Below are 18,907 nucleotides of genomic sequence, written 5' to 3' on the forward strand. Positions count from 1 at the left end.
TTCCCGGTAAAATGCGGCTATGCTCATTCGCCGCCGTATAAGTCGTGATTGACAAGGGCGGTATAGTAGCTGTCAATGGTACTCGGCGCGTTGAACAGCACCGCTTTTAGATACTGCTTGATGTTGCGCACTTTGGTTGTGTTCTCCCTCATGCAATCCAAAACAAACTCAATATGGCTGCTGTTCAGCTTCAAAAACTTGGATTTCACCAATTCGGCGGGGTAGTCGTCCCCGGCAATACGGATTGTCTTTCGGGCTGTGCAGACGGTTTCCAGCATAAGGTCAACAATCTCGTCCAAACGGTCTTTGTCAATTTTGCAGTTTTGAATGAGATGGTCGTATTCGATATTGTCCTTGATAATCTCCCTGTAAATCTCTACTGCGCTATTGCTTTTCGCTTCCGTTCTTTTCCTTTCCGGCGGCGTAGCCGCTTCGCCATGCGCAAAGGGCAAGGGGTTTAGGGAATGGAAAGGAATGGAATCGGTACTTGATAAATCAGTAATTGATTGTTCTTTACTTAATATATCTTTATTTAATTGCGTTGGATTTTCCAACGTAGGTTTTTCCTGCGTAGGTTTTTCCAACGTTGGATTATCCAATGTTGGATTTTCCAATGTAGGTAAATCCAATATAGGCGGCTGTCCGCCGCTGGTAGCTGCTTCCGGCTCTCGCGGCTGCGGCTGCTCGTATATGACGTAATCTGCGCCCCGCAAGCGTCCCTTTTCGTCGCGCTCCCGGCTGCGCACGATATATCCGGCTTTTTCGAGTTCCTTTACCGCTTCGCGGATTGCGTCGATCTTCTCCCGGTTGATATGGGATAAGCCCGCAAGGGTATAATCCCAATCTTCGGGCAGCGAAAGCATTTGCGACAACAAGCCCTTTGCCTTTAAGGACAATTCCTTGTTTCGCAAGTGGTGGTTGCTCATAACGGTATATCCCGTATTTCGCTCCACTCTGAAAACTGCCATATTTCCTCACTTCCTCTCTTGGTATGCGTGGACAATTAGAAAGCCGTTTTCGGCTGTTTTGGTATTGCAATATGCCCTTTGCCGTTTTCGCGTCTGCAAAGCCGCATGGCACAAGGGCTTTTGCCCGTCTATTTGTCCATGCTGGCGTGCGTTTTCCGCGTCCTTTTGCCGGGGCAATAGGGACACTCTTTGAAAACGCAAAACTCATATTTCCACCCGGGGCGATAGAAACGGCAAGTGCCGCAATCTTCATCATCTCCGGCACAACCGGATTGATAGCGGTCAAATCCCGGCTTCTGCTGCATGAGCAATTCAAACGCCCGCTGCTTGCCCTTTGTGAAATACATTCCGGCTGCACCTCCTTTCCTGCGGGCATAAAAAAACGGCGTTACTTTCTCCCCCAAAGGGGTTAAGGTAACGCCGTTTGTGTGCGTATTCAGTTTTTAACACATTCCCTGTCTATCCGCTGTCCGCAAAACCATTGATTTTATTAGCTTTTTGCCGCTATCGCTATCACACCTCATTATTCCAAAGACCAAGTTTCCAGAATATGATAAAAGACATTGAAAGCGGTCTGATAAACTGCGTGATTACGAAAGATTTATCCCGTCTGGGGAGAAACTATCTTGATTGTGGGTTATATCTGGAAGTTTTCTTCCCAGAGCATAACGTGAGGTATATAGCGGTCAATGACGGCGTAGATACCTTGAATAAATCTGCTATGGACATCACGCCTTTCCGCAACATTTTAAACGAAATGTATGCCGCTGACATATCTGTTAAGATAAAATCGGCATATCGGGCGAGGTTTCAACAGGGGAAATTCATGGGAACTACCGCCCCTTATGGCTATATCAAAGACCCTGCCGACCACAACCATCTGCTGATAGATGATAAAGTGGCACATGTTGTAAAAGAGATATTCGACCTTGCATTAAAAGGGAATGGAGTTGCCAAAATTTGCAGACATCTTAATAAACAGCATATCCTACGCCCTGCCGCTTATGCGGCGGAGCGTGGCGAAACAGGCTTTGAACGTCATTTTGAGGGGAACGAGGACAAACGCTATATTTGGAGTGGGAACAGCGTGAGGAGCATTTTAAGAAGCCCGATATATGCGGGAAATCTTGTAGGCTACAAACGGATTGCCGCCAATATGAAAAGCAAGAAACGCCCCTCTAAGCTGCCCGAAGAATGGGAAGTGATACCCAATACCCATGAGGGAATAGTCACGCAGGAGGAATTTGATATTGTCCAACAGCTTATTACAAGTCGTAGGCTTCCACAGAACAAGGGAGGATTTGTAAATATTTTTGCAGGCGTTATCAAGTGTGTGGACTGCGGATGTGCTCTGCGGGCAATGAACGTACACAGGAGGAAACGCCCAGAGATTATCGACTGTGTACAGTATTCATGTAATAATTATGCAAGAAACGGAAGAAGCGAGTGTAGTGCCCACAATATAGAAGCAAGGGATTTATTCAATGCCGTTCTTGCCGACATCAACTGTTTTGCGGATATGGCAGTGAATGATGAAAAGGCGGTCAGGGCCATAGAAAAGCGGCTCACGGAAACAGACCAGAGCAGGGCGAAAGCATTAGAGAAAGAACGTAAGAAGCTGAACAAACGCCTTGCGGAACTGGACAGGCTGTTTTCCTCTCTCTACGAGGATAAGGTCATGGAGCGTATTACCGAGCGGAATTTTGAGATGATGTCGGGGAAATACCAGAAAGAGCAGCTTGAAATTGAAGCAAGGCTGAAAGAGGTGACGGAAACTCTTAATGAAAGCTACGAGAAATCACGGGGAATCCGTGACTTCCTCGCCCTTATCCGAAATTATCAAGGCTTAAAAGAACTGGATGCAACAGTTATAAACGCACTCATAGACAAGATACTTGTTTCGGAGCGTGAGAAGATGGCAGACGGAACAGTGAAGCAGGAAATCAAGATTTACTATAAATTCATCGGCTTTGTCGATGAATTACATATCATACCTACAAAACGGTGGGCAGCAATGCCCGCTAAAAATTGTACGGTGTGCGGCGTTGAATATGTCCCGGGCTCTGGTGCATCAAGGTATTGTCCTGCTTGTGCCAAGAAGATACGGAGGGAGAAATCAAACGAGAGCAAACGCAGGAGCAGAGAACAGAAAAGGATAGCATGTATGAACTGTCCGCAAAAAATGACCGACTGATATGGAATGGTGGCAGGGATAGAGAAGAGGAACTTCTTGCTAACTGCTATTTTAATTCTATGAATCTGGCAATGGATAATGGAATTAGGTCTATTGCATTTCCTTCCATATCAACGGGAGTATATAGTTTTCCGGTTGAGTTAGCGGCAAAGATTGCAGTACATACAGTAAACAGATTTTTGCAGGACAATCCGGATAGCTTTGATCTGGTGGAATGGGTGCTATTTGATACTCATACTGAATCAGTGTACGAAGCTGAGGTTGATAAGTTATACGACAAATAAAATGACGAAAGGGAGCTTTTATGTACGCTGAAAAAACAGATTATGATGATATTGAAATGTCGAGCAGATTACGGAATATCCTAAGAAGAAATGGATTTGAGTCATTGGAAGGATTGAGAGAATATCCAAAGGAGCATTTTATAAAGTTTCGCAATATGGGGCAGGCAACATTGCAGGAATTATATCAGATTTGTGAAGAGCAAGGCATAAAGCTTCGTAGTGTAGAAGATCTGAATGATAGGGAACATGGAGTCATATTTGATGACTTTCTATGTTTGGATGCGTTTGGAATGGGGATAAAAAGCAAGGATGATTTGAAAAGATATAGTCTTGAGAAACTTGAAAAGATGTGTCCTAAGGATAAGAGACTATTTGTTAGATTTAAAAAGTTGAAAGCAATTTATGGTTAATTTGCGAAAGGAGAACTATGGAAAAAAGATACTATATTGATGGTAAATGTGTTTTAAGTTATGATGACGATGTATTTTCCACTGATGATGATTATACAAATATTAAAGAATTGTTTATTTATCCAGCGGTTGATAAAGTGTATGTAAAATATTATGAGAAGCAATTGGTTCAGCAAGTCCTTGAGAAAACACTTAAAAAGAACGATTCGATATTTAATACATACTGTGCTATAAAAGAATTAATAAAAGACGAACCAATAAGTGTAGATTATGTTCAATCTGAGGAGGATACATTATTAAAAAATCTTATGAGGAAAAATTTGAATAGTGATGAATATGTTGAATTTGAAAAGTTGCTTGATGAAGCTGGTATTAATGCATGGCGCGAACAAGTTGATTTTTTGGGACGAGGAGATGGTATGATAGAACATATTTGGTGTGAATATGGAATAGATAAAAGAAGATTTTCAGTTTAAGAAAGATAGCGGAGCGAGCTGAATATTGAGCTCACTCGCTCCACGTTATTCCTCTACATGAAATACATCTTCCACCAGCATATTAAAGTACTTAGATACTCGTAGCATAAATTCGGCAGATGGGGCGCCGTCCCCACGTTCTACCCTGCTGACAGTTTTGGTGCTGAATCCGATAGCAGCGGCAAGGTCATTCTGGTAAATGCCACGCTGTTCACGGATTTCTCTGATATTATTTGTGACCACCATAAAAAATCCCTTCTTTCAGTTCTATAGATATTTTCTTATTGTCAATTATGCAAAAAAATGTGTCCAATAAAAAGGACTTGCGTTTTTATCGGCAATGATCGGTAAGAGCAGAAGCATCAGATTTTCCAAGAACTTTTCCAAATATGTCTAAGCGGTCATTTTCTCCAACCTTGATAGGTGCATACTTTTCGTTGAGTGAGATAAGGAAAATTCCGTCTTTGTCGTCCTTTAACTTCTTGATATAGGCTTCTCCGTTCAGAGCGAAGATGCCGATTTCTCCATTAGCAACAGATTCCTGTTGCAATACCCATGCAATCTGACCATCGTGGAATTCAGGTTCCATACTGTCACCACTAATGCGTACACCGAAAGTTGTATCTTCCGGCAGAATAGATTCATCTATGCGTACAGTCTCTTTAGGTCCGTCTACGAGAAAGTTACCGGTTCCGGCTGATACTGCATTTTCAAAAATATCAATGCTTCTGAATGGAATTATCTTAGCAGTTTGCTTTTCATACATTCCGGATGCGTGGAGCAGATTGATATAATCCATAGCCTTTTCCCTGCCTTCATCAGTAAGTGATGAAAAAGGATCAGCAGGATTTACTCCAAAATATGCTTCATACATATTAGTGATACCAAGGATTCTACACACTTTGTAAAATATGGTAACGCTTGGTTCAGCAAGATTTCTCTCCCAGTTGGATATGGCTTTATAGGAAATCTTGATGCCTTCTTTTGCCAGTTCATCAGCGAGATCCTGCTGGAGCAAGCCTTTCTTTTTTCTATATGTTGAAATGATTTCTCCGATTGAGTACATACATACGCCTCTTTTCTTTCCAATTAGTTGATTTCTAATGTCTCTTTTCACTCCATAGTATATAGCAATAGTACCAATTATTCAAGTTAAAAATCCAATATAATGAGAAAACAGACACATGTGTCCGTTGACAGTCGATTATTCTTGGGGTTATACTATGCCCTGTAAGGAACATTACTCATATACTTGGACTAAAGGTTATGGTAGTGATAGATTAAATGCAGGAGGTTATGCAGATGGGAGACAGGGTAATACTTCATTCAGATATCAACTGTTGTTATGCTTCGATTGAGCATCTGCATCATCCGGAGCTTGCAGGAAAGCCACTGGCAGTAGGCGGTGACCCGGAGGCAAGACATGGGATTGTCTTAACTGCTGACTATATTGCCAAGAAGTACGGTGTGAAAACAGGAATGGCGCTCTGGCAGGCAAAGCAGGTCTGTCCGGACATAACATTTGTTTCACCAAGAATGGACTTATATCTTCGGTTCTCAAGGATGGCGCATGAGATATATGCAGAATATACGGACAAGCAGGAGCCATATGGAATTGATGAGTGCTGGCTTGATGTGACAGGGAGCAGCTCCCTTAAAGGGGATGGATTGCTCATTGCACAGGAAATCAGCAAGAGAATGAAGTCAGAGCTTGGCATCACAGTGAGTGTTGGTGTTTCTTTCAATAAGATATTTGCAAAGCTTGGTTCAGATTATAAGAAGCCGGATGCAATCACAACTATGTATAAGAGTGAGTTTAAGCAGAAGGCATGGGCACTTCCGGTAAGTGATCTGCTATATGTCGGAAGGAGCACGAATCAGAAGCTTGCAAAATTCGGTATCAGAACCATAGGTGATCTTGCAAGGGCAGATGAAGGGATGCTTAACAGCCACCTTGGAAAGATGGGCAGCATCTTATGGTCATTTGCTAATGGCTATGATGAATCACCTGTCAAACTGGAGAATACCCACGCTCCAATCAAATCGGTGGGAAACAGCACAACGACACCAAAGGATTTAGTATGCGATGAGGATGTAAAGATTGTTCTTTATATTCTGGCTGAGAGTGTTGCAGCAAGACTTCGTGAGAATGGATTCCGGTGCAGAGTGGTTGAGATAAGTGTCAGGGATAATGAGCTATTCTCTTTTACCCGTCAGAAAAAGATTGACCACGCAACGAATATCACCGGAGAGATAGCTGCATACGCTTATCAGATATTTAAGGAAAACTATAACTGGAGCAAACCAATACGCAGTATTGGTGTCCGAGGTGCAGACTTAGTAACAGATAATTATTGGGAACAGATTGATTTGTTCTCAAGTGTGGAGAAGCGTGAAAAGCAGATGAAGATGGATTCAGCGGTTGATGAGATACGCAGAAGATTTGGATTTTACAGTATCCAGAGGGGACTCATGTACCGGGACAGGATTCTGTCGGCAGTCAATGCAAAAGAAGAACACACAGTACATCCACATGGGTACTTCTCAGGTTAGCAACGAGAAGTGCCAGATAATCAAGGCGCAGATGTGTTGTGCTTGTACATAAACATATGGGACTTGGTTATCTGATACGGCGACTGCCGTGAGCGAAATGAAGCGAAGCGGAATTGAGCTGCACTACGAGTAGCGATAGAGTTAAAGAAGAGGGAGGCGGAACATGAGCGAAGCAGAAAGAATTGATCTGGTAGACAGAGCACCATTGACGGAGAAGCAGCAGAATGTGTATGAAAGCATTATGCAATATCAGAGAGTTAATGGTTATGCTCCTACTATCAGGGAGATATGCAAGATGGTAGGGGTGGCATCGACTTCAAGTGTTTATGCACATCTGAAAATATTAGAAGAAAAAGGCTATATAGCAAGGAAGATGGATGCTTCCAGAGCAATAGCAATCTTGTAAGGAAGGTGATTACATTGAGCAATAAGGTATATGTTGATGTACTTGCAGAATTTTCAAAGGACGGACTGCTCATTCCCAAAGAGATAACGTGGGAAGATGGCAGAAAGTATGAGATTACACGAGTAAAAGACAAGCGCAGAGCAGCCAGTACAAGGGCTGGCGGCGTTGGAGAGCGTTATACCTGTGTGGTAGATGGAAAGGAAATATTCCTTTTCTATGAAGATAACAATATGTGGTTTATGGAAAGAGCCGGAGCCTGATGTGATTGTGTGCTGACAGCACAATTCATATCAGTTGGCTTTAGATCAGCAAAGCCGGGGAATGTGCAGACATTCATCGGAACTCCCGGCAAAAGGCTTGCAAAGGTGATTTCCCTTTCCTTTACGAGTACAGAATTGTAGATTGATGATTTTGTATGAATAAGGAGCGAACTGAATTGAACAAAGGAAATGTTATAGAAATTAGATGTAAAAAATGCAACAAGTTAATGATGGAATACTTTGTATGCGGTGATGATTTCGCTGTGGCACTTCAGAATATTGGAATTAAGTGTGACAGATGCAAGCGAGTGATGATACTTAAGAAGTATTCCGAGGGAATGATGAAGGAACATTCTGAGAATGGGACTTTCAGAATATAATGATTGAAAATTAAATTACAGCCCACCTGATAAGGGCACATCGAAAGATGGAAGCACCAGAGACGCAGGGGAAACGAACAGTATTTATGATACTGGTTTCCTCGTGCGTCTTTTTTGTGATGTAAAGGGTAATCCGACTTGTTCGTTTCCAAGGGCGGCAAGGAGGATTTATGAGCAGTAAAGCACAGACAAGAGAAAAGGATTATGAGAGAGGAATACGAATTGCTGACAGGAGAAAGGCGATAGGATTATCACAGGATGAGTTAGCTCATAGAGTAGGTATAGGCAGACAAGCATTATCTGCGATTGAAAATGGTGGAGATTTTAAGACACAGACATTAGATAATCTGGCAATCGTACTTGGTGTATCTGTTGATTTCATAATGTATGGAAAGAATGAAGAAAATTCAGAACTATTATCTGAGGCAATGGATGTTCTTTCAGATATGGATGAATTGCAGATAAGACAGTGTCTTGCAATGATGAAAGCAATGAAAAGCGTGTCAGTTGAAAAGTGATTGTCGTGTTTACACGACATAATTGTCGCCTGTACACGGTCGGCAATTAAGGTGTGGCAGATTACAATATACTTGTGCTTGAGATACAGCACAGAGTTTGAAAGCGGCGTGCACAATGCTTTCTTTAATATTTCAATTAAGGAAGGTAATAGCCATGAAAAAGTATAACGGAAAAGAACTTTACAAAGGACTTTTGTTTATAAAGTCAATGATGAGTATGAATAATGTGAACCGACAGAAAGAACTTGATCAGACATATGCTTTAAGTGTGGGAATTGAGTGTGATCAGACTGTTGTAGATGATGGAGCATCTACATCGGTTGACAGACCTCAGATGCGTCAGCTGATGGAAATTCTTGAGATTTCAGATTACAAGGTACTTGTCGTAGAAGATATTTATGAGATTACAAGAAATCCGGAAGATTTAAAGTCAATGATGGATCGCATAAATGATTTGGGTGTGACAATATTTGACCTTGGTACTATGAGTGCGAGGTACAACAATTATGCGATTGAGTGTTAGGAATTCAGGCAGGTATTCCTACATTGTATTTGCTTCTGAAACAGTGGTATTTGATGACTATGGGAAGCCAGTCATCAAATGCCCAACAGAGGCTGAGGCAGTGGAATACATCATGAATCGGTTAGAGAGTGAGGTTATTCAGGATGATATATGATATTTATGCAGTTGGTAATACTTTGAGAAGTATTAGAAATAAATATGGATATACACAGAATGATATGGCGGAGAGCCTTGATGTAAGTTATATTCATTATTCGCAAATTGAGCAGGGAAGACATCGGATGAGTCTGGAACTTATGCTGAAGATTGTAACAAAGTATGGAGTAGATCCTAATACATTGTTTGGAATTGAAAGCAGGGAAAAACATGAGAATAAAGATTTGTCTGTATTGGAAGATAAATTGCAGATGCTTAAACCAAATGATAGAGAATATGCAATGTCTACATGTTTGATTTTTATTGAAGGCTTAGAGGCAAGAAAGGAAGTGGTTTGAAATGAGAAGAGCAGGAAGAAAGAAAAAGCCACTGACCATACAGCCGATAAAGTGTGTTGTGATGTTGTCTTCTGATGAGGAGAATGACTGTATTGCAGCAGAGAAAAAGGAAAATAAGCAGTTGAAACGAATCATGGAATTTGCTGACAATAACAATCTTATTCCTATGAAAGTATTCCGAAGAGGAATTTTTGGACGACGATTAAGGGATGAAGTGTTTTATAAGGCAATAAGATATATGAGAGCAGGAAAGGCAGATGCGCTTATCGTAACAAATCTCGATGCTATTTCAGACGGAATAGCAGATTCTTATTTAAAAATAGGAGCAGTAAGGGAAGCTGGGTATAGATTATTCAGTGTAGATGAGAAGGAACCCAAGGTTGACTTGTATATTCCACCAAAGAGAGGTGATCTGCAGTGAAGATAAAGAGAAATATGATTGTGTGGGCTGAATTAAAAAGTGGACTCAGGCATATACAAGCTGGAAGGAGACCATGTATTGTAATAAGCTGCGACAAAGCAAACGGAAAATCACCTGTATACACAGTTGTTCCGGGGACAACTAAGTTGAAAAAGGATTATATTCCAGTACATTTCAATATTGAGCCTTCAGAAATTAGAGGATTTTTAAGACATACAACAATGTTTTTACCGGAGCAGCTTGTCACAATAAATGAGGAACAGATAATACAGACTGCCGGGATGATTGTCAGCACAGATGCAATAAAAAAGGTTGATGCGATGTTAGTCAGACAGCTGCAGATTGGAGAATATGATGGATGATGAAAATGAATTAGAGAATCAGAGTATAGATATTCCTATATGGAAGCGATATTTGCTTTCTGTAACTGAAGCGGCACAGTTTTATCACATTGGTGAAAAGAGACTTAGACAAATTGTAGATATCCATCCAAATGGGGAGTTTTATCTGTTAGTAGGAAACAAAGTTTTGTTTAAGAAAGAGAAATTTGAGCAATTTCTGGCAGAGTCAACTGCAATTTAATATGTAAAGTAGTAGAAAAGGGGGCACAAATGTGGTACAATAACCATGCTAGGGCTCTCTTTTTTGAAAGGAGACAAAGCTATGAGTGAGAAAAGACGAGATAATCGCAATAGAATTCTTCACGAAGGAGAGTACCAGAGAGCAGATGGACGTTATCGTTTTAGATATGTAGATATTCATGGAAATGAAGGGAATTTATATAGTTGGCGTTTGGACCATAATGATCCTATACCTAAAGGAAAGAAAATGGAGCTTTCTTTAAGAGAAAAGGAAAAACAGCTGGAACAGGATATGTTTAACGGACTTGTTCCAGGAGGTGGAGGACTTACAGTTCTTGAATTAGTGGAGAAATATGTAAGTCTTAAAATAGGGGTCAGACAGAGTACTTATGCTGGTTATAAGACGGTAATTAATCTGCTGAAAAAAGATGATTTTGGCAAAAAAAGAATCGACAAAGTGAAATTATCGGATGCGAAAGCCTGGTTGATCAAGCTTCAGAGGGTAGATGGAAAAGGTTATAGTTCAATTCATACTATCCGGGGAGTATTAAGACCGGCATTTCAGATGGCGGAAGAAGATGACTTGATTCGCAAAAATCCATTTGGCTTTGAACTGGTCAATGTTATTGTGAATGATAGTGTGAGAAGAGAAGCTGTCACAAGAAAGCAGGAGCGGGAATTTCTAAGATTCATAAAAGAAGATGCGCATTTTTGCAAGTACTATGATGCAATATTTATTCTCTTTAACACAGGACTTCGTATATCAGAGTTCTGTGGGCTTACAAAATCAGATTTGGATTTTAAAAACAAAAGAATACGGGTAAATCATCAATTACAGAGAACAAGTCAGATGCAGTATATCATTGAAAAGCCTAAGACAGAAAGTGGTGAGAGATATGTTCCAATGTCTGATGAGGTGGTGGCTTGTTTCAAGAGAATACTTAAGGACAGGGTCAATCCCAAAGTTGAACCGATGGTTGATGGAATGACAGGATTTTTATTCCTTGATAAGAATGATATGCCTATGGTGGCATTACATTGGGAAAAGTATTTCCAACATATTCGGGAAAAGTACAATAGCATATATAAGGTTCAGATGCCGCCGATTACACCACATGTGTGTCGCCATACATTTTGTTCTAATATGGCTAAGTCGGGAATGAATCCGAAGATGCTTCAGTATATTATGGGACACTCGGATATCAGTGTTACGATGAATACCTATACTCATGTTAAATTTCAGGATGCACAGGAAGATTTTCAAAAAGCAATTAATTCATAATGACCTGATGAAAATGAGAGAAAAATGGCTGAATGCCAGTATTTATCTTAATCCCCAATTTCTTACCTGTCGATTCCCAATGGCAGATTTGCCTTTGGTACAGACTTGAAATTTACCAAAGTTTTTACCAAAATTGATGACAAAAATATGCAAAGATATGCCAAAATATGCCAGAATAAGTGAAAAATGAAGAAAGGTAAAAAGGCTTGAAAAGCCCGAAAATACTGGAAATATGAGAAAAATCAAGATTTTATTTGTTTGCCACGGCAATATCTGCCGTTCACCGATGTCTGAATTTATTTTAAAAGACATGGTTGAGAAGCGTGGCATAAAAGATAAATTTGATATAGCATCGGCGGCGACATCGACCGAGGAGATATGGAATGGCAAAGGCAATTCTATATATCCGCCGGCACAGACAGAACTAAAAAAACACGGAATTGGAAAGACTGCGTATACCAATTTCAGCAGCAAGCGGGCACGACAGGTCACAAAGCAGGATTACAATTACTATGATTATCTTTTGTGTGCGGACAGCAGCAATATACGCAATACAATAAGAATTACAGGACCTGACACAGATAACAAAATAAAGCTTCTTCTGGATTATACAGACCGCAAAGGCAGCAGTATTGCTGACCCGTGGTATTCAGGCAATTTCGTTGATACATATAGGGATGTTGTGGAAGGCTGTGAAGGCTTCCTTGCATATCTGGAATCACAGCATATTATATAAATTTATATTAAACTCAACATATTATTTAAATTTATAAAAATCATCAAACACATAACATTTCAACAGATTAATCAAAAGGGAGAAGTATTATGAATCTTGAAAAATATTTTGAAATAATGCATCTGACTGAAAAACTAAAAAATAATACAAGACATTCATGGCTTTCATCTGGAAGACGTGAAAGTGTTGCTGAGCACTGTTACAGGCTTACACTTATGGCTTATTTTATGAAGGATGAGTTTAAAGATGCAGACATAGATAAGGTAATCCGAATGTGTATGTTTCACGATATCGGGGAGGCGTTCACAGGCGACATTCCGACATTTGAAAAGAAAGAAAAAGACAGCCTTAAAGAAGAGAAAATAGTTGAAAATTGGATAGATGAACTGCCAAAGCCGTATAAAAAAGAACTTCATGAACTGTTTAAAGAGATGGAAGAGCAGGTTACAACTGAAGCCAAACTGTATAAGGCACTTGACAGGATGGAGGCGGTTATCCAGCATAACGAGGCTGATATAAGAACATGGCTGCCGTTAGAATATGAGTTGCAGCTCTCTTATGGTGAAAAAGAGGCGGCATTTAGTAAAGTGACTGAAAAACTAAAAGAACATGCAAATAACGATACAATAGAAAAGATAGAAAAAGCAAAATTTGCAGGTTATGTAAAGGAAGATATCAGCGATGCAGTGCTATCAGATAATATCGGCATAATAAGGCTTGTTCTTGGTGCATGTTTTACTAATTGTTATATTGTATACAATATCAGGACGAATAACTGCCTGATTATTGACCCGGCGGATGATGCAGAAAAGATAATTGATAATATCAGTAAAAATGGGCTGAAGCCACAGTATATTCTGGTGACGCATGGGCATACGGACCACATACTTGCACTTGGTGCTTTGAAAGAAAAGTATAATATTCCTGTAGTTATCAGCAGGATTGATGCACCGCGTCTTCTTGATGAAGAACTGATAAATGAAAGACCATATGTTGAAGTGCCTTATAAAGCCGTATATCCATCTGTTTTATTAGGAGAGGGTGATGAAATCTGGCTTGATGATATAAGATTTGAAACCATGATTTTACCGGGGCACACACCGGGTTCTGCTGCATTTAAGATTGATTTTAAAAACAGCACGGGACACAGAACAGATGAAAACAAAGATACAGCTGCCAAATATATGGATGCTGAAAATACAATATATCAGGTTGGTGATTCAAATGAACCGGATAATATAAAAGGCATAATTTTTACGGGTGATACCATGCTTGCGGGAGGACACGGAAAGACAAGTCTGCCGGGTGGAAATGAAGAAGATATGATTAAGTCTTTACAGCGTTTAAAAGATATAGACGGAAATTATCTGATTTATCCGGGACATAAGGAAATTACGACATTAAAAAAAGAAAGACAATAAAAACAGCGGATGAAAAACGAATCAGAAGGAAATATTCAGTTAGTTATCGTTTTTCATCCGCTTAATTTTACAGGACATTTATTAAATTGGATTATTTAACCAACGTGTGTTGTATTGTAATACTAAAAAAATTTATAAAAATCTATAAAATATTAAAATTCATTTCCGGGAAATTTTGGAATTCCGTCAAAGCCAGGCTTTAAATCTTCGTCAGTCGGAATGTAGTCTGTCATTTCGCCGTTGTTGAACTTTTCGTAAGCAACCATGTCGAAGTAACCTGTGCCTGTAAGACCAAATACAATAGTCTTTTCTTCGCCTGTTTCCTTGCATTTGAGAGCTTCGTCGATTGCAACACGGATTGCGTGGCTGCTTTCAGGAGCTGGAAGAATGCCTTCAACTCTTGCGAACTGTTCAGCTGCCTCAAATACAGAAGTCTGTTCTACACTTCTTGCTTCGATAATTCCGTCATGGTAGAGCTGTGAAACAACAGGGCTCATACCGTGGTAGCGTAATCCGCCGGCGTGGTTGGCAGAAGGTATAAATCCGCTTCCGAGTGTATACATCTTAGCAAGAGGGCATACCTTTCCTGTATCGCAGAAATCATATGCAAACACGCCTCTTGTAAGACTTGGGCATGATGCAGGTTCAACCGCAATAATCTGATAGTCATGTTCACCGCGGAGCATTTCACCGGCAAATGGAGAAATAAGACCGCCGAGGTTTGAGCCGCCACCGGCACATCCGATGATAATATCAGGAACAATATCATATTTTTCAAGAGCAGCTTTAGTCTCAAGACCGATTACAGTCTGGTGGAGAAGTACCTGATTGAGAACGCTTCCGAGAACATAGCGGTAACCTTCCTGGCGTGATTCGGCTTCGACTGCCTCAGAGATTGCACATCCGAGACTTCCTGTTGTGCCGGGATGTTCAGCAAGAATCTTCTTTCCGACTTCAGTAGTTGTGCTTGGAGAAGGAGTAACTTTTGCTCCGTATGTACGCATAACTTCACGTCTGAATGGCTTCTGTTCGTAAGAAACTTTTACCATATAAACCTGACAGTCAAGTCCGAAATAAGAGCATGCCATAGAAAGTGCAGTACCCCACTGACCGGCACCGGTCTCTGTTGTAACACCTTTAAGCCCCTGCTTTTTTGCATAATAAGCCTGTGCGATAGCAGAGTTAAGTTTGTGGCTTCCGCTTGTGTTATTGCCTTCAAATTTATAGTAAATCTTAGCAGGTGTCTGCAATTTTTTCTCAAGACAATATGCACGGACAAGAGGTGACGGACGATACATCTTGTAGAAATCAACGATTTCTTCAGGAATAGGAATATATGCATTAGTTTCGTCAAGTTCCTGTGCGATTAATTCATCACAAAATACAGCTTTCAAATCATCTGCTGTCATTGGCTTTAAAGTTGCTGGATTGAGGAGCGGAGCCGGTTTATTTTTCATATCGGCACGTACGTTGTACCATGATTTTGGCAGCTCATCCTCTTTAAGATAAATTTTGTACGGAATTTTTTTCTCTGACCCCATAATAATAAATAACTCCTTTTGTTTTTAAAAAATATTTAAAATATCGTATCATAAATGGTGAAAATTAGCAATGATTAAAAGTGCATCAATATCAAATTTATTAAGAAAAAATACTTGCATACTTTGCGATAAAGCGATAATCTATCGGAGACACAAAACAGTAATTAGCGGAGATAAACAATGGCAGGAATGGCGGATATGAAAAACAGAAAAAAAGATGTACTGCGAAAAGTCTTTGGATATGATTCATTCAGGACGGGGCAGGAGGAAATTGTGGATAACATACTTCTGGGACGCGATGTCTGTGGAATAATGCCTACAGGAGCAGGTAAGTCAATATGTTACCAGCTTCCGGCGTTATTGCTTCCAGGCATAACAATAGTAGTATCTCCGCTTATTTCACTTATGATAGACCAGGTAAAAGCATTGAACGAGGCAGGGGTTCATGCAGCATACATAAACAGTGCCCTCACCGAAAACCAGATTACGAAAGCACTTTATAATGCGATGTGTGGCAGATACAAAATAGTCTATGTAGCACCGGAAAGACTTGAAACCAACAGATTTCTTGAATTTGTGCTTAATGCCGATATTTCGATGATTACGATAGATGAGGCACACTGCATCTCACAGTGGGGACAGGATTTCAGACCAAGCTATCTTAAAATAGTGAATCTTATAAAAATGCTGCCTAAAAGACCTGTTGTAAGTGCATTTACAGCAACAGCAACGCAGGCAGTAAAAGATGATATTGTATGCGTGCTGGGACTGAATAATCCTTTTATAAAGGTGACCGGATTTGACAGGAGTAACCTGTATTTTGAAGTGCGTCAGCCGAATAATAAGGATGCAGAAGTGCTTAATTATGTGCTTTCTCACAGGGATGACAGTGGAATAATATATTGTGCCACAAGAAAAAATGTTGACAAAGTATATGCGATGCTTGCTAAAAATGGAATTGCAGTTACAAGGTATCACGCCGGGCTTGATAATGATATGAGAAAAGCCAATCAGGAAGATTTCATATATGATGAAAAACCGGTAATTGTGGCAACAAATGCGTTTGGCATGGGTATAGACAAGTCAAATGTAAGATATGTGCTTCATTATAATATGCCTCAGTGTATAGAAAATTATTATCAGGAAGCGGGAAGAGCCGGCCGTGATGGAGAACCTGCAGAATGTATATTGCTTTTTTCGCCGCAGGATGTTATTATCAACGAATTCCTCATCGAAAATAAAGGGGAAAATAACGAATTTACTGAAGAGGAAAGAAAAGCTGTACATGACAATGATATACGCAGATTGAAAAAAATGCGTTACTACTGCAGTACAAAAGAGTGTCTGAGAGAATACATGCTAAACTATTTTGGCGAGTATTCAGGAAAAGATGACTGTGGCAACTGCAGCAACTGTTCTGCAGTATTTGAAGAAAAGGATGTAACAAATACAGCTTCAGTTATTATTAAGACAATAAAAGAGTGTCATGAAAGATTTGGAACATCAGTAATAACAGGGACGATTCGCGGTGAAAATAAGGCAAAACTAAGAAGTTACGGAGTTGACAGGTATTCGACATTCGGAATGTGCCGTCAGATGAGTGAAAGCTTTATAAAAGGCGTTATTGACAAGATGCTGCTTGATGGGTATCTTAGGGAAACGGATGATATGTACAGAATTCTTAAACTTACAGAAACTTCAGATATGCTGATATCAGGTGAAGAGCATCTTATTATGAAATGGTCGGAACGAAAAGAAGAATTCAAAAAAGAAAAGCGTACACCAAAAAGCCTCGATGCAGACGGCCTTATGCTGTTTGAAAGACTGCGTATGTTAAGAATTGATATTGCACGAAATGAAAATGTGCCGCCATATATAGTCTTTTCAGATAAGGCACTTACTGATATGTGCATAAAAAGACCACATACAAAAGCAGAAATGCTTAATGTAAACGGTGTTGGTGAAAATAAATACGAAAGATACGGAAAAGAATTTCTTAAATGTATAAAAGAACACGAAAATCAGGAGGATACACATGGTTAAAGACATGACAAAAGGTTCGCCGATGAAACTGATTCTTGGATTTGCAATTCCTATGCTTATGGGAATGCTTTTTCAGCAGTTTTACAATCTGGTGGACACAATGATTGTTGGAAAAACATTAGGCGTAGATGCACTTGCGGGCGTTGGAGCTACGGCGTGCATTAACTTTATGATTATTGGTTTCTGCATGGGAGTATGTAACGGATTTGCGATTCCTGTTGCACAGCAGTTTGGAGCAGGCAAATATTCGGAACTCAGAAAGTATGTATACAATGGATATATTTGCAGCATTATATTTTCGGTTGTGCTGACGGTCGCATCAGTTGTGGGCTGCCGCGGTATACTTACACTTTTAAGGACACCTTCCAATATTTATGAGCATGCATATGCATATATTGTTGTAATATTTGCGGGAATACCAACAGTTTTCCTTTATAATATGGTTTCCGGTGTAATCCGTTCACTTGGTGACAGCAAGACACCTGTATATTTTCTTGTTGTTTCGGCAGTTATAAATATAATACTTGATTTTGTATTTATTCTTGTATTTAAAATGGGAGTTGCCGGGGCTGCATGGGCGACAGACATATCACAGCTTATATCAGGTGTGGCATGTTATGTTTATATGAATAAAAAATATGATATACTGAAATTCCAGAAGCAGGAGAAGAAGTTTAAAAAGGTTTATGTTAAGAATCTTTGCATAAATGGAATTCCTATGGGACTGCAGTATTCAATCACTGCAATAGGAAGTGTAATTCTTCAGGCAGCAGTTAATACGCTTGGTTCAGTCTATGTTGCAGCAATGACAGCAGGCTCAAAGATATTTACATTTACATGTTGTCCGTTTGATGCACTCGGTTCGACGATGGCAACATATGGCGGTCAGAACGTAGGAGCCGGCAAAACGGAGCGTCTCGGAAAGGGAATTAAGGCTGCGGGAATAATAGGAATTATATACAGCATTGTTGCATTTGTTCTTTTATATTTCTTTGCAAGTTACATTGCACTTCTGTTTGTGGCAGCATCAGAGACAGAGATAATAAGACTGACACATCAGTTTATTGTATATTCGGCATTGTTCTATATACCGCTTACATTTGTCAATGTAATAAGATTTTGCATACAGGGTATGGGATTTTCAACATTTGCAATACTTGCGGGAGTGTTTGAGATGGCGGCAAGAACATTTGCGGCAGTTATGCTGGTTCCGGTTATGGGATATAGCGGTGCGTGTCTTGCAAATCCGCTCGCATGGATTGCAGCGGACATATTCTTGTTCCCAGCATTTATGTATTGTAAAAAACGACTTGAGAGAGCAGGAAAAACAGCATAAAGAAAAGATAAAAAGCTTCGCATCCGTGAATAAAGCAATTCTCACGGACAGTGAAGCTTTTTGTAAGCTTTGCACATCAA

General features: G+C 40.0%; 23 protein-coding genes and 1 pseudogene. 19 read left to right on the forward strand and 5 right to left on the reverse strand.

Features of this window, described 5'->3' with window-relative positions; genetic code table 11:
* Nucleotides 1-23: 23 nt before the first annotated feature.
* Both H8S01_RS11335 and H8S01_RS11340 read right to left on the reverse strand, forming a co-directional pair.
* Nucleotides 24-968: a DUF6017 domain-containing protein gene (locus tag H8S01_RS11335; protein WP_002604485.1), complete on the reverse strand. Its 945-nt coding sequence runs from the start codon at nucleotides 966-968 to the stop codon at nucleotides 24-26.
* 128 nt (nucleotides 969-1,096) lie between these two features.
* Nucleotides 1,097-1,315: a hypothetical protein gene (locus H8S01_RS11340; protein ID WP_002604486.1), complete on the reverse strand. Its 219-nt coding sequence runs from the start codon at nucleotides 1,313-1,315 to the stop codon at nucleotides 1,097-1,099.
* Nucleotides 1,316-1,518: 203 nt separating this feature from the next.
* Between H8S01_RS11340 and H8S01_RS11345 the strand changes: the two genes are divergently transcribed.
* The 4 genes and pseudogenes from H8S01_RS11345 (at nucleotide 1,519) to H8S01_RS11360 (ending at nucleotide 4,332) form a co-directional block, all read left to right on the forward strand.
* Nucleotides 1,519-3,162: a recombinase family protein gene (locus tag H8S01_RS11345; RefSeq protein WP_004607528.1), complete on the forward strand. Its 1,644-nt coding sequence runs from the start codon at nucleotides 1,519-1,521 to the stop codon at nucleotides 3,160-3,162.
* Nucleotides 3,162-3,446, forward strand: a pseudogene (locus tag H8S01_RS11350) (macro domain-containing protein); the annotation flags it as partial. The gene H8S01_RS11345 and the pseudogene H8S01_RS11350, both read left to right, overlap by 1 nt.
* 20 nt (nucleotides 3,447-3,466) lie before the next feature.
* Nucleotides 3,467-3,856, forward strand: a complete 390-nt coding sequence (locus H8S01_RS14145; protein ID WP_242999696.1) for a DNA-directed RNA polymerase subunit alpha C-terminal domain-containing protein — start codon at nucleotides 3,467-3,469, stop codon at nucleotides 3,854-3,856.
* A gap of 17 nt (nucleotides 3,857-3,873) precedes the next feature.
* Nucleotides 3,874-4,332, forward strand: a complete 459-nt coding sequence (locus H8S01_RS11360; RefSeq protein WP_117613580.1) for a hypothetical protein — start codon at nucleotides 3,874-3,876, stop codon at nucleotides 4,330-4,332.
* A 45-nt stretch (nucleotides 4,333-4,377) separates the two neighbouring features.
* Here H8S01_RS11360 and H8S01_RS11365 read toward each other — a convergent pair whose 3' ends face one another.
* Nucleotides 4,378-4,578 (reverse strand): helix-turn-helix transcriptional regulator, encoded by a 201-nt coding sequence (locus tag H8S01_RS11365; RefSeq protein WP_022171364.1) that lies wholly within the window; start codon nucleotides 4,576-4,578, stop codon nucleotides 4,378-4,380.
* Between the two features lie 85 nt (nucleotides 4,579-4,663).
* Nucleotides 4,664-5,398: an XRE family transcriptional regulator gene (locus H8S01_RS11370; RefSeq protein ID WP_117613581.1), complete on the reverse strand. Its 735-nt coding sequence runs from the start codon at nucleotides 5,396-5,398 to the stop codon at nucleotides 4,664-4,666.
* A 236-nt stretch (nucleotides 5,399-5,634) separates the two neighbouring features.
* Here H8S01_RS11370 and dinB point away from each other — a divergent pair, with 236 nt between their 5' ends.
* The 13 genes from dinB (at nucleotide 5,635) to H8S01_RS14345 (ending at nucleotide 13,907) form a co-directional block, all read left to right on the forward strand.
* Nucleotides 5,635-6,885 (forward strand): DNA polymerase IV, encoded by a 1,251-nt coding sequence (gene dinB, locus H8S01_RS11375; RefSeq protein ID WP_117918804.1) that lies wholly within the window; start codon nucleotides 5,635-5,637, stop codon nucleotides 6,883-6,885.
* 163 nt (nucleotides 6,886-7,048) lie between these two features.
* Nucleotides 7,049-7,291, forward strand: coding sequence for a LexA family protein (locus H8S01_RS11380; protein WP_117918753.1), 243 nt, complete (start codon nucleotides 7,049-7,051; stop codon nucleotides 7,289-7,291).
* A 5-nt stretch (nucleotides 7,292-7,296) separates the two neighbouring features.
* Nucleotides 7,297-7,551: a hypothetical protein gene (locus H8S01_RS11385; protein WP_004611568.1), complete on the forward strand. Its 255-nt coding sequence runs from the start codon at nucleotides 7,297-7,299 to the stop codon at nucleotides 7,549-7,551.
* Nucleotides 7,552-7,727: 176 nt separating this feature from the next.
* On the forward strand, nucleotides 7,728-7,931 hold the full coding sequence (locus tag H8S01_RS11390) for a hypothetical protein (RefSeq protein ID WP_243036308.1): 204 nt from the start codon (nucleotides 7,728-7,730) through the stop codon (nucleotides 7,929-7,931).
* A gap of 170 nt (nucleotides 7,932-8,101) precedes the next feature.
* Entirely contained in the window at nucleotides 8,102-8,449 is a 348-nt protein-coding gene (locus H8S01_RS11395; protein WP_117918749.1) for a helix-turn-helix domain-containing protein, read from the forward strand.
* A 154-nt stretch (nucleotides 8,450-8,603) separates the two neighbouring features.
* Entirely contained in the window at nucleotides 8,604-8,972 is a 369-nt protein-coding gene (locus tag H8S01_RS11400) for a recombinase family protein (protein ID WP_117918747.1), read from the forward strand.
* Nucleotides 8,973-9,115: 143 nt separating this feature from the next.
* Nucleotides 9,116-9,466: a helix-turn-helix transcriptional regulator gene (locus H8S01_RS11405; protein WP_117918745.1), complete on the forward strand. Its 351-nt coding sequence runs from the start codon at nucleotides 9,116-9,118 to the stop codon at nucleotides 9,464-9,466.
* A gap of 1 nt (nucleotide 9,467) precedes the next feature.
* Entirely contained in the window at nucleotides 9,468-9,887 is a 420-nt protein-coding gene (locus H8S01_RS11410; RefSeq protein ID WP_117918743.1) for a recombinase family protein, read from the forward strand.
* Nucleotides 9,884-10,249 (forward strand): type II toxin-antitoxin system PemK/MazF family toxin, encoded by a 366-nt coding sequence (locus tag H8S01_RS11415; protein ID WP_117918740.1) that lies wholly within the window; start codon nucleotides 9,884-9,886, stop codon nucleotides 10,247-10,249. The genes H8S01_RS11410 and H8S01_RS11415 overlap by 4 nt, the downstream gene beginning before the upstream one ends.
* Nucleotides 10,242-10,469 (forward strand): excisionase, encoded by a 228-nt coding sequence (locus tag H8S01_RS11420; RefSeq protein WP_243006712.1) that lies wholly within the window; start codon nucleotides 10,242-10,244, stop codon nucleotides 10,467-10,469. Before H8S01_RS11415 ends, H8S01_RS11420 begins: the two co-directional genes overlap by 8 nt.
* A gap of 81 nt (nucleotides 10,470-10,550) precedes the next feature.
* Nucleotides 10,551-11,750 (forward strand): site-specific integrase, encoded by a 1,200-nt coding sequence (locus tag H8S01_RS11425; protein ID WP_117918736.1) that lies wholly within the window; start codon nucleotides 10,551-10,553, stop codon nucleotides 11,748-11,750.
* Between the two features lie 286 nt (nucleotides 11,751-12,036).
* Nucleotides 12,037-12,486, forward strand: a complete 450-nt coding sequence (locus H8S01_RS11430) for a low molecular weight protein-tyrosine-phosphatase (RefSeq protein WP_243204363.1) — start codon at nucleotides 12,037-12,039, stop codon at nucleotides 12,484-12,486.
* 89 nt (nucleotides 12,487-12,575) lie between these two features.
* Nucleotides 12,576-13,907: an HD domain-containing protein gene (locus H8S01_RS14345; RefSeq protein ID WP_186837242.1), complete on the forward strand. Its 1,332-nt coding sequence runs from the start codon at nucleotides 12,576-12,578 to the stop codon at nucleotides 13,905-13,907.
* A 152-nt stretch (nucleotides 13,908-14,059) separates the two neighbouring features.
* On the opposite strand, the gene H8S01_RS11440 is transcribed toward H8S01_RS14345, so the two are convergent.
* The gene (locus tag H8S01_RS11440; protein ID WP_021866345.1) at nucleotides 14,060-15,448 is read right to left on the reverse strand and encodes a TrpB-like pyridoxal phosphate-dependent enzyme; all 1,389 of its coding nucleotides are present in this window, start codon (nucleotides 15,446-15,448) and stop codon (nucleotides 14,060-14,062) included.
* Between the two features lie 180 nt (nucleotides 15,449-15,628).
* Between H8S01_RS11440 and recQ the strand changes: the two genes are divergently transcribed.
* Both recQ and H8S01_RS11450 read left to right on the forward strand, forming a co-directional pair.
* Nucleotides 15,629-17,491 (forward strand): DNA helicase RecQ, encoded by a 1,863-nt coding sequence (recQ, locus tag H8S01_RS11445; RefSeq protein WP_243204356.1) that lies wholly within the window; start codon nucleotides 15,629-15,631, stop codon nucleotides 17,489-17,491.
* Nucleotides 17,484-18,827 (forward strand): MATE family efflux transporter, encoded by a 1,344-nt coding sequence (locus H8S01_RS11450; RefSeq protein WP_186837243.1) that lies wholly within the window; start codon nucleotides 17,484-17,486, stop codon nucleotides 18,825-18,827. Before recQ ends, H8S01_RS11450 begins: the two co-directional genes overlap by 8 nt.
* Nucleotides 18,828-18,907 lie beyond the last annotated feature (80 nt).

The sequence above is a fragment of the Lachnospira hominis (ex Liu et al. 2021) genome, assembly GCF_014287955.1.
Taxonomy (GTDB): domain Bacteria; phylum Bacillota; class Clostridia; order Lachnospirales; family Lachnospiraceae; genus Lachnospira; species Lachnospira hominis.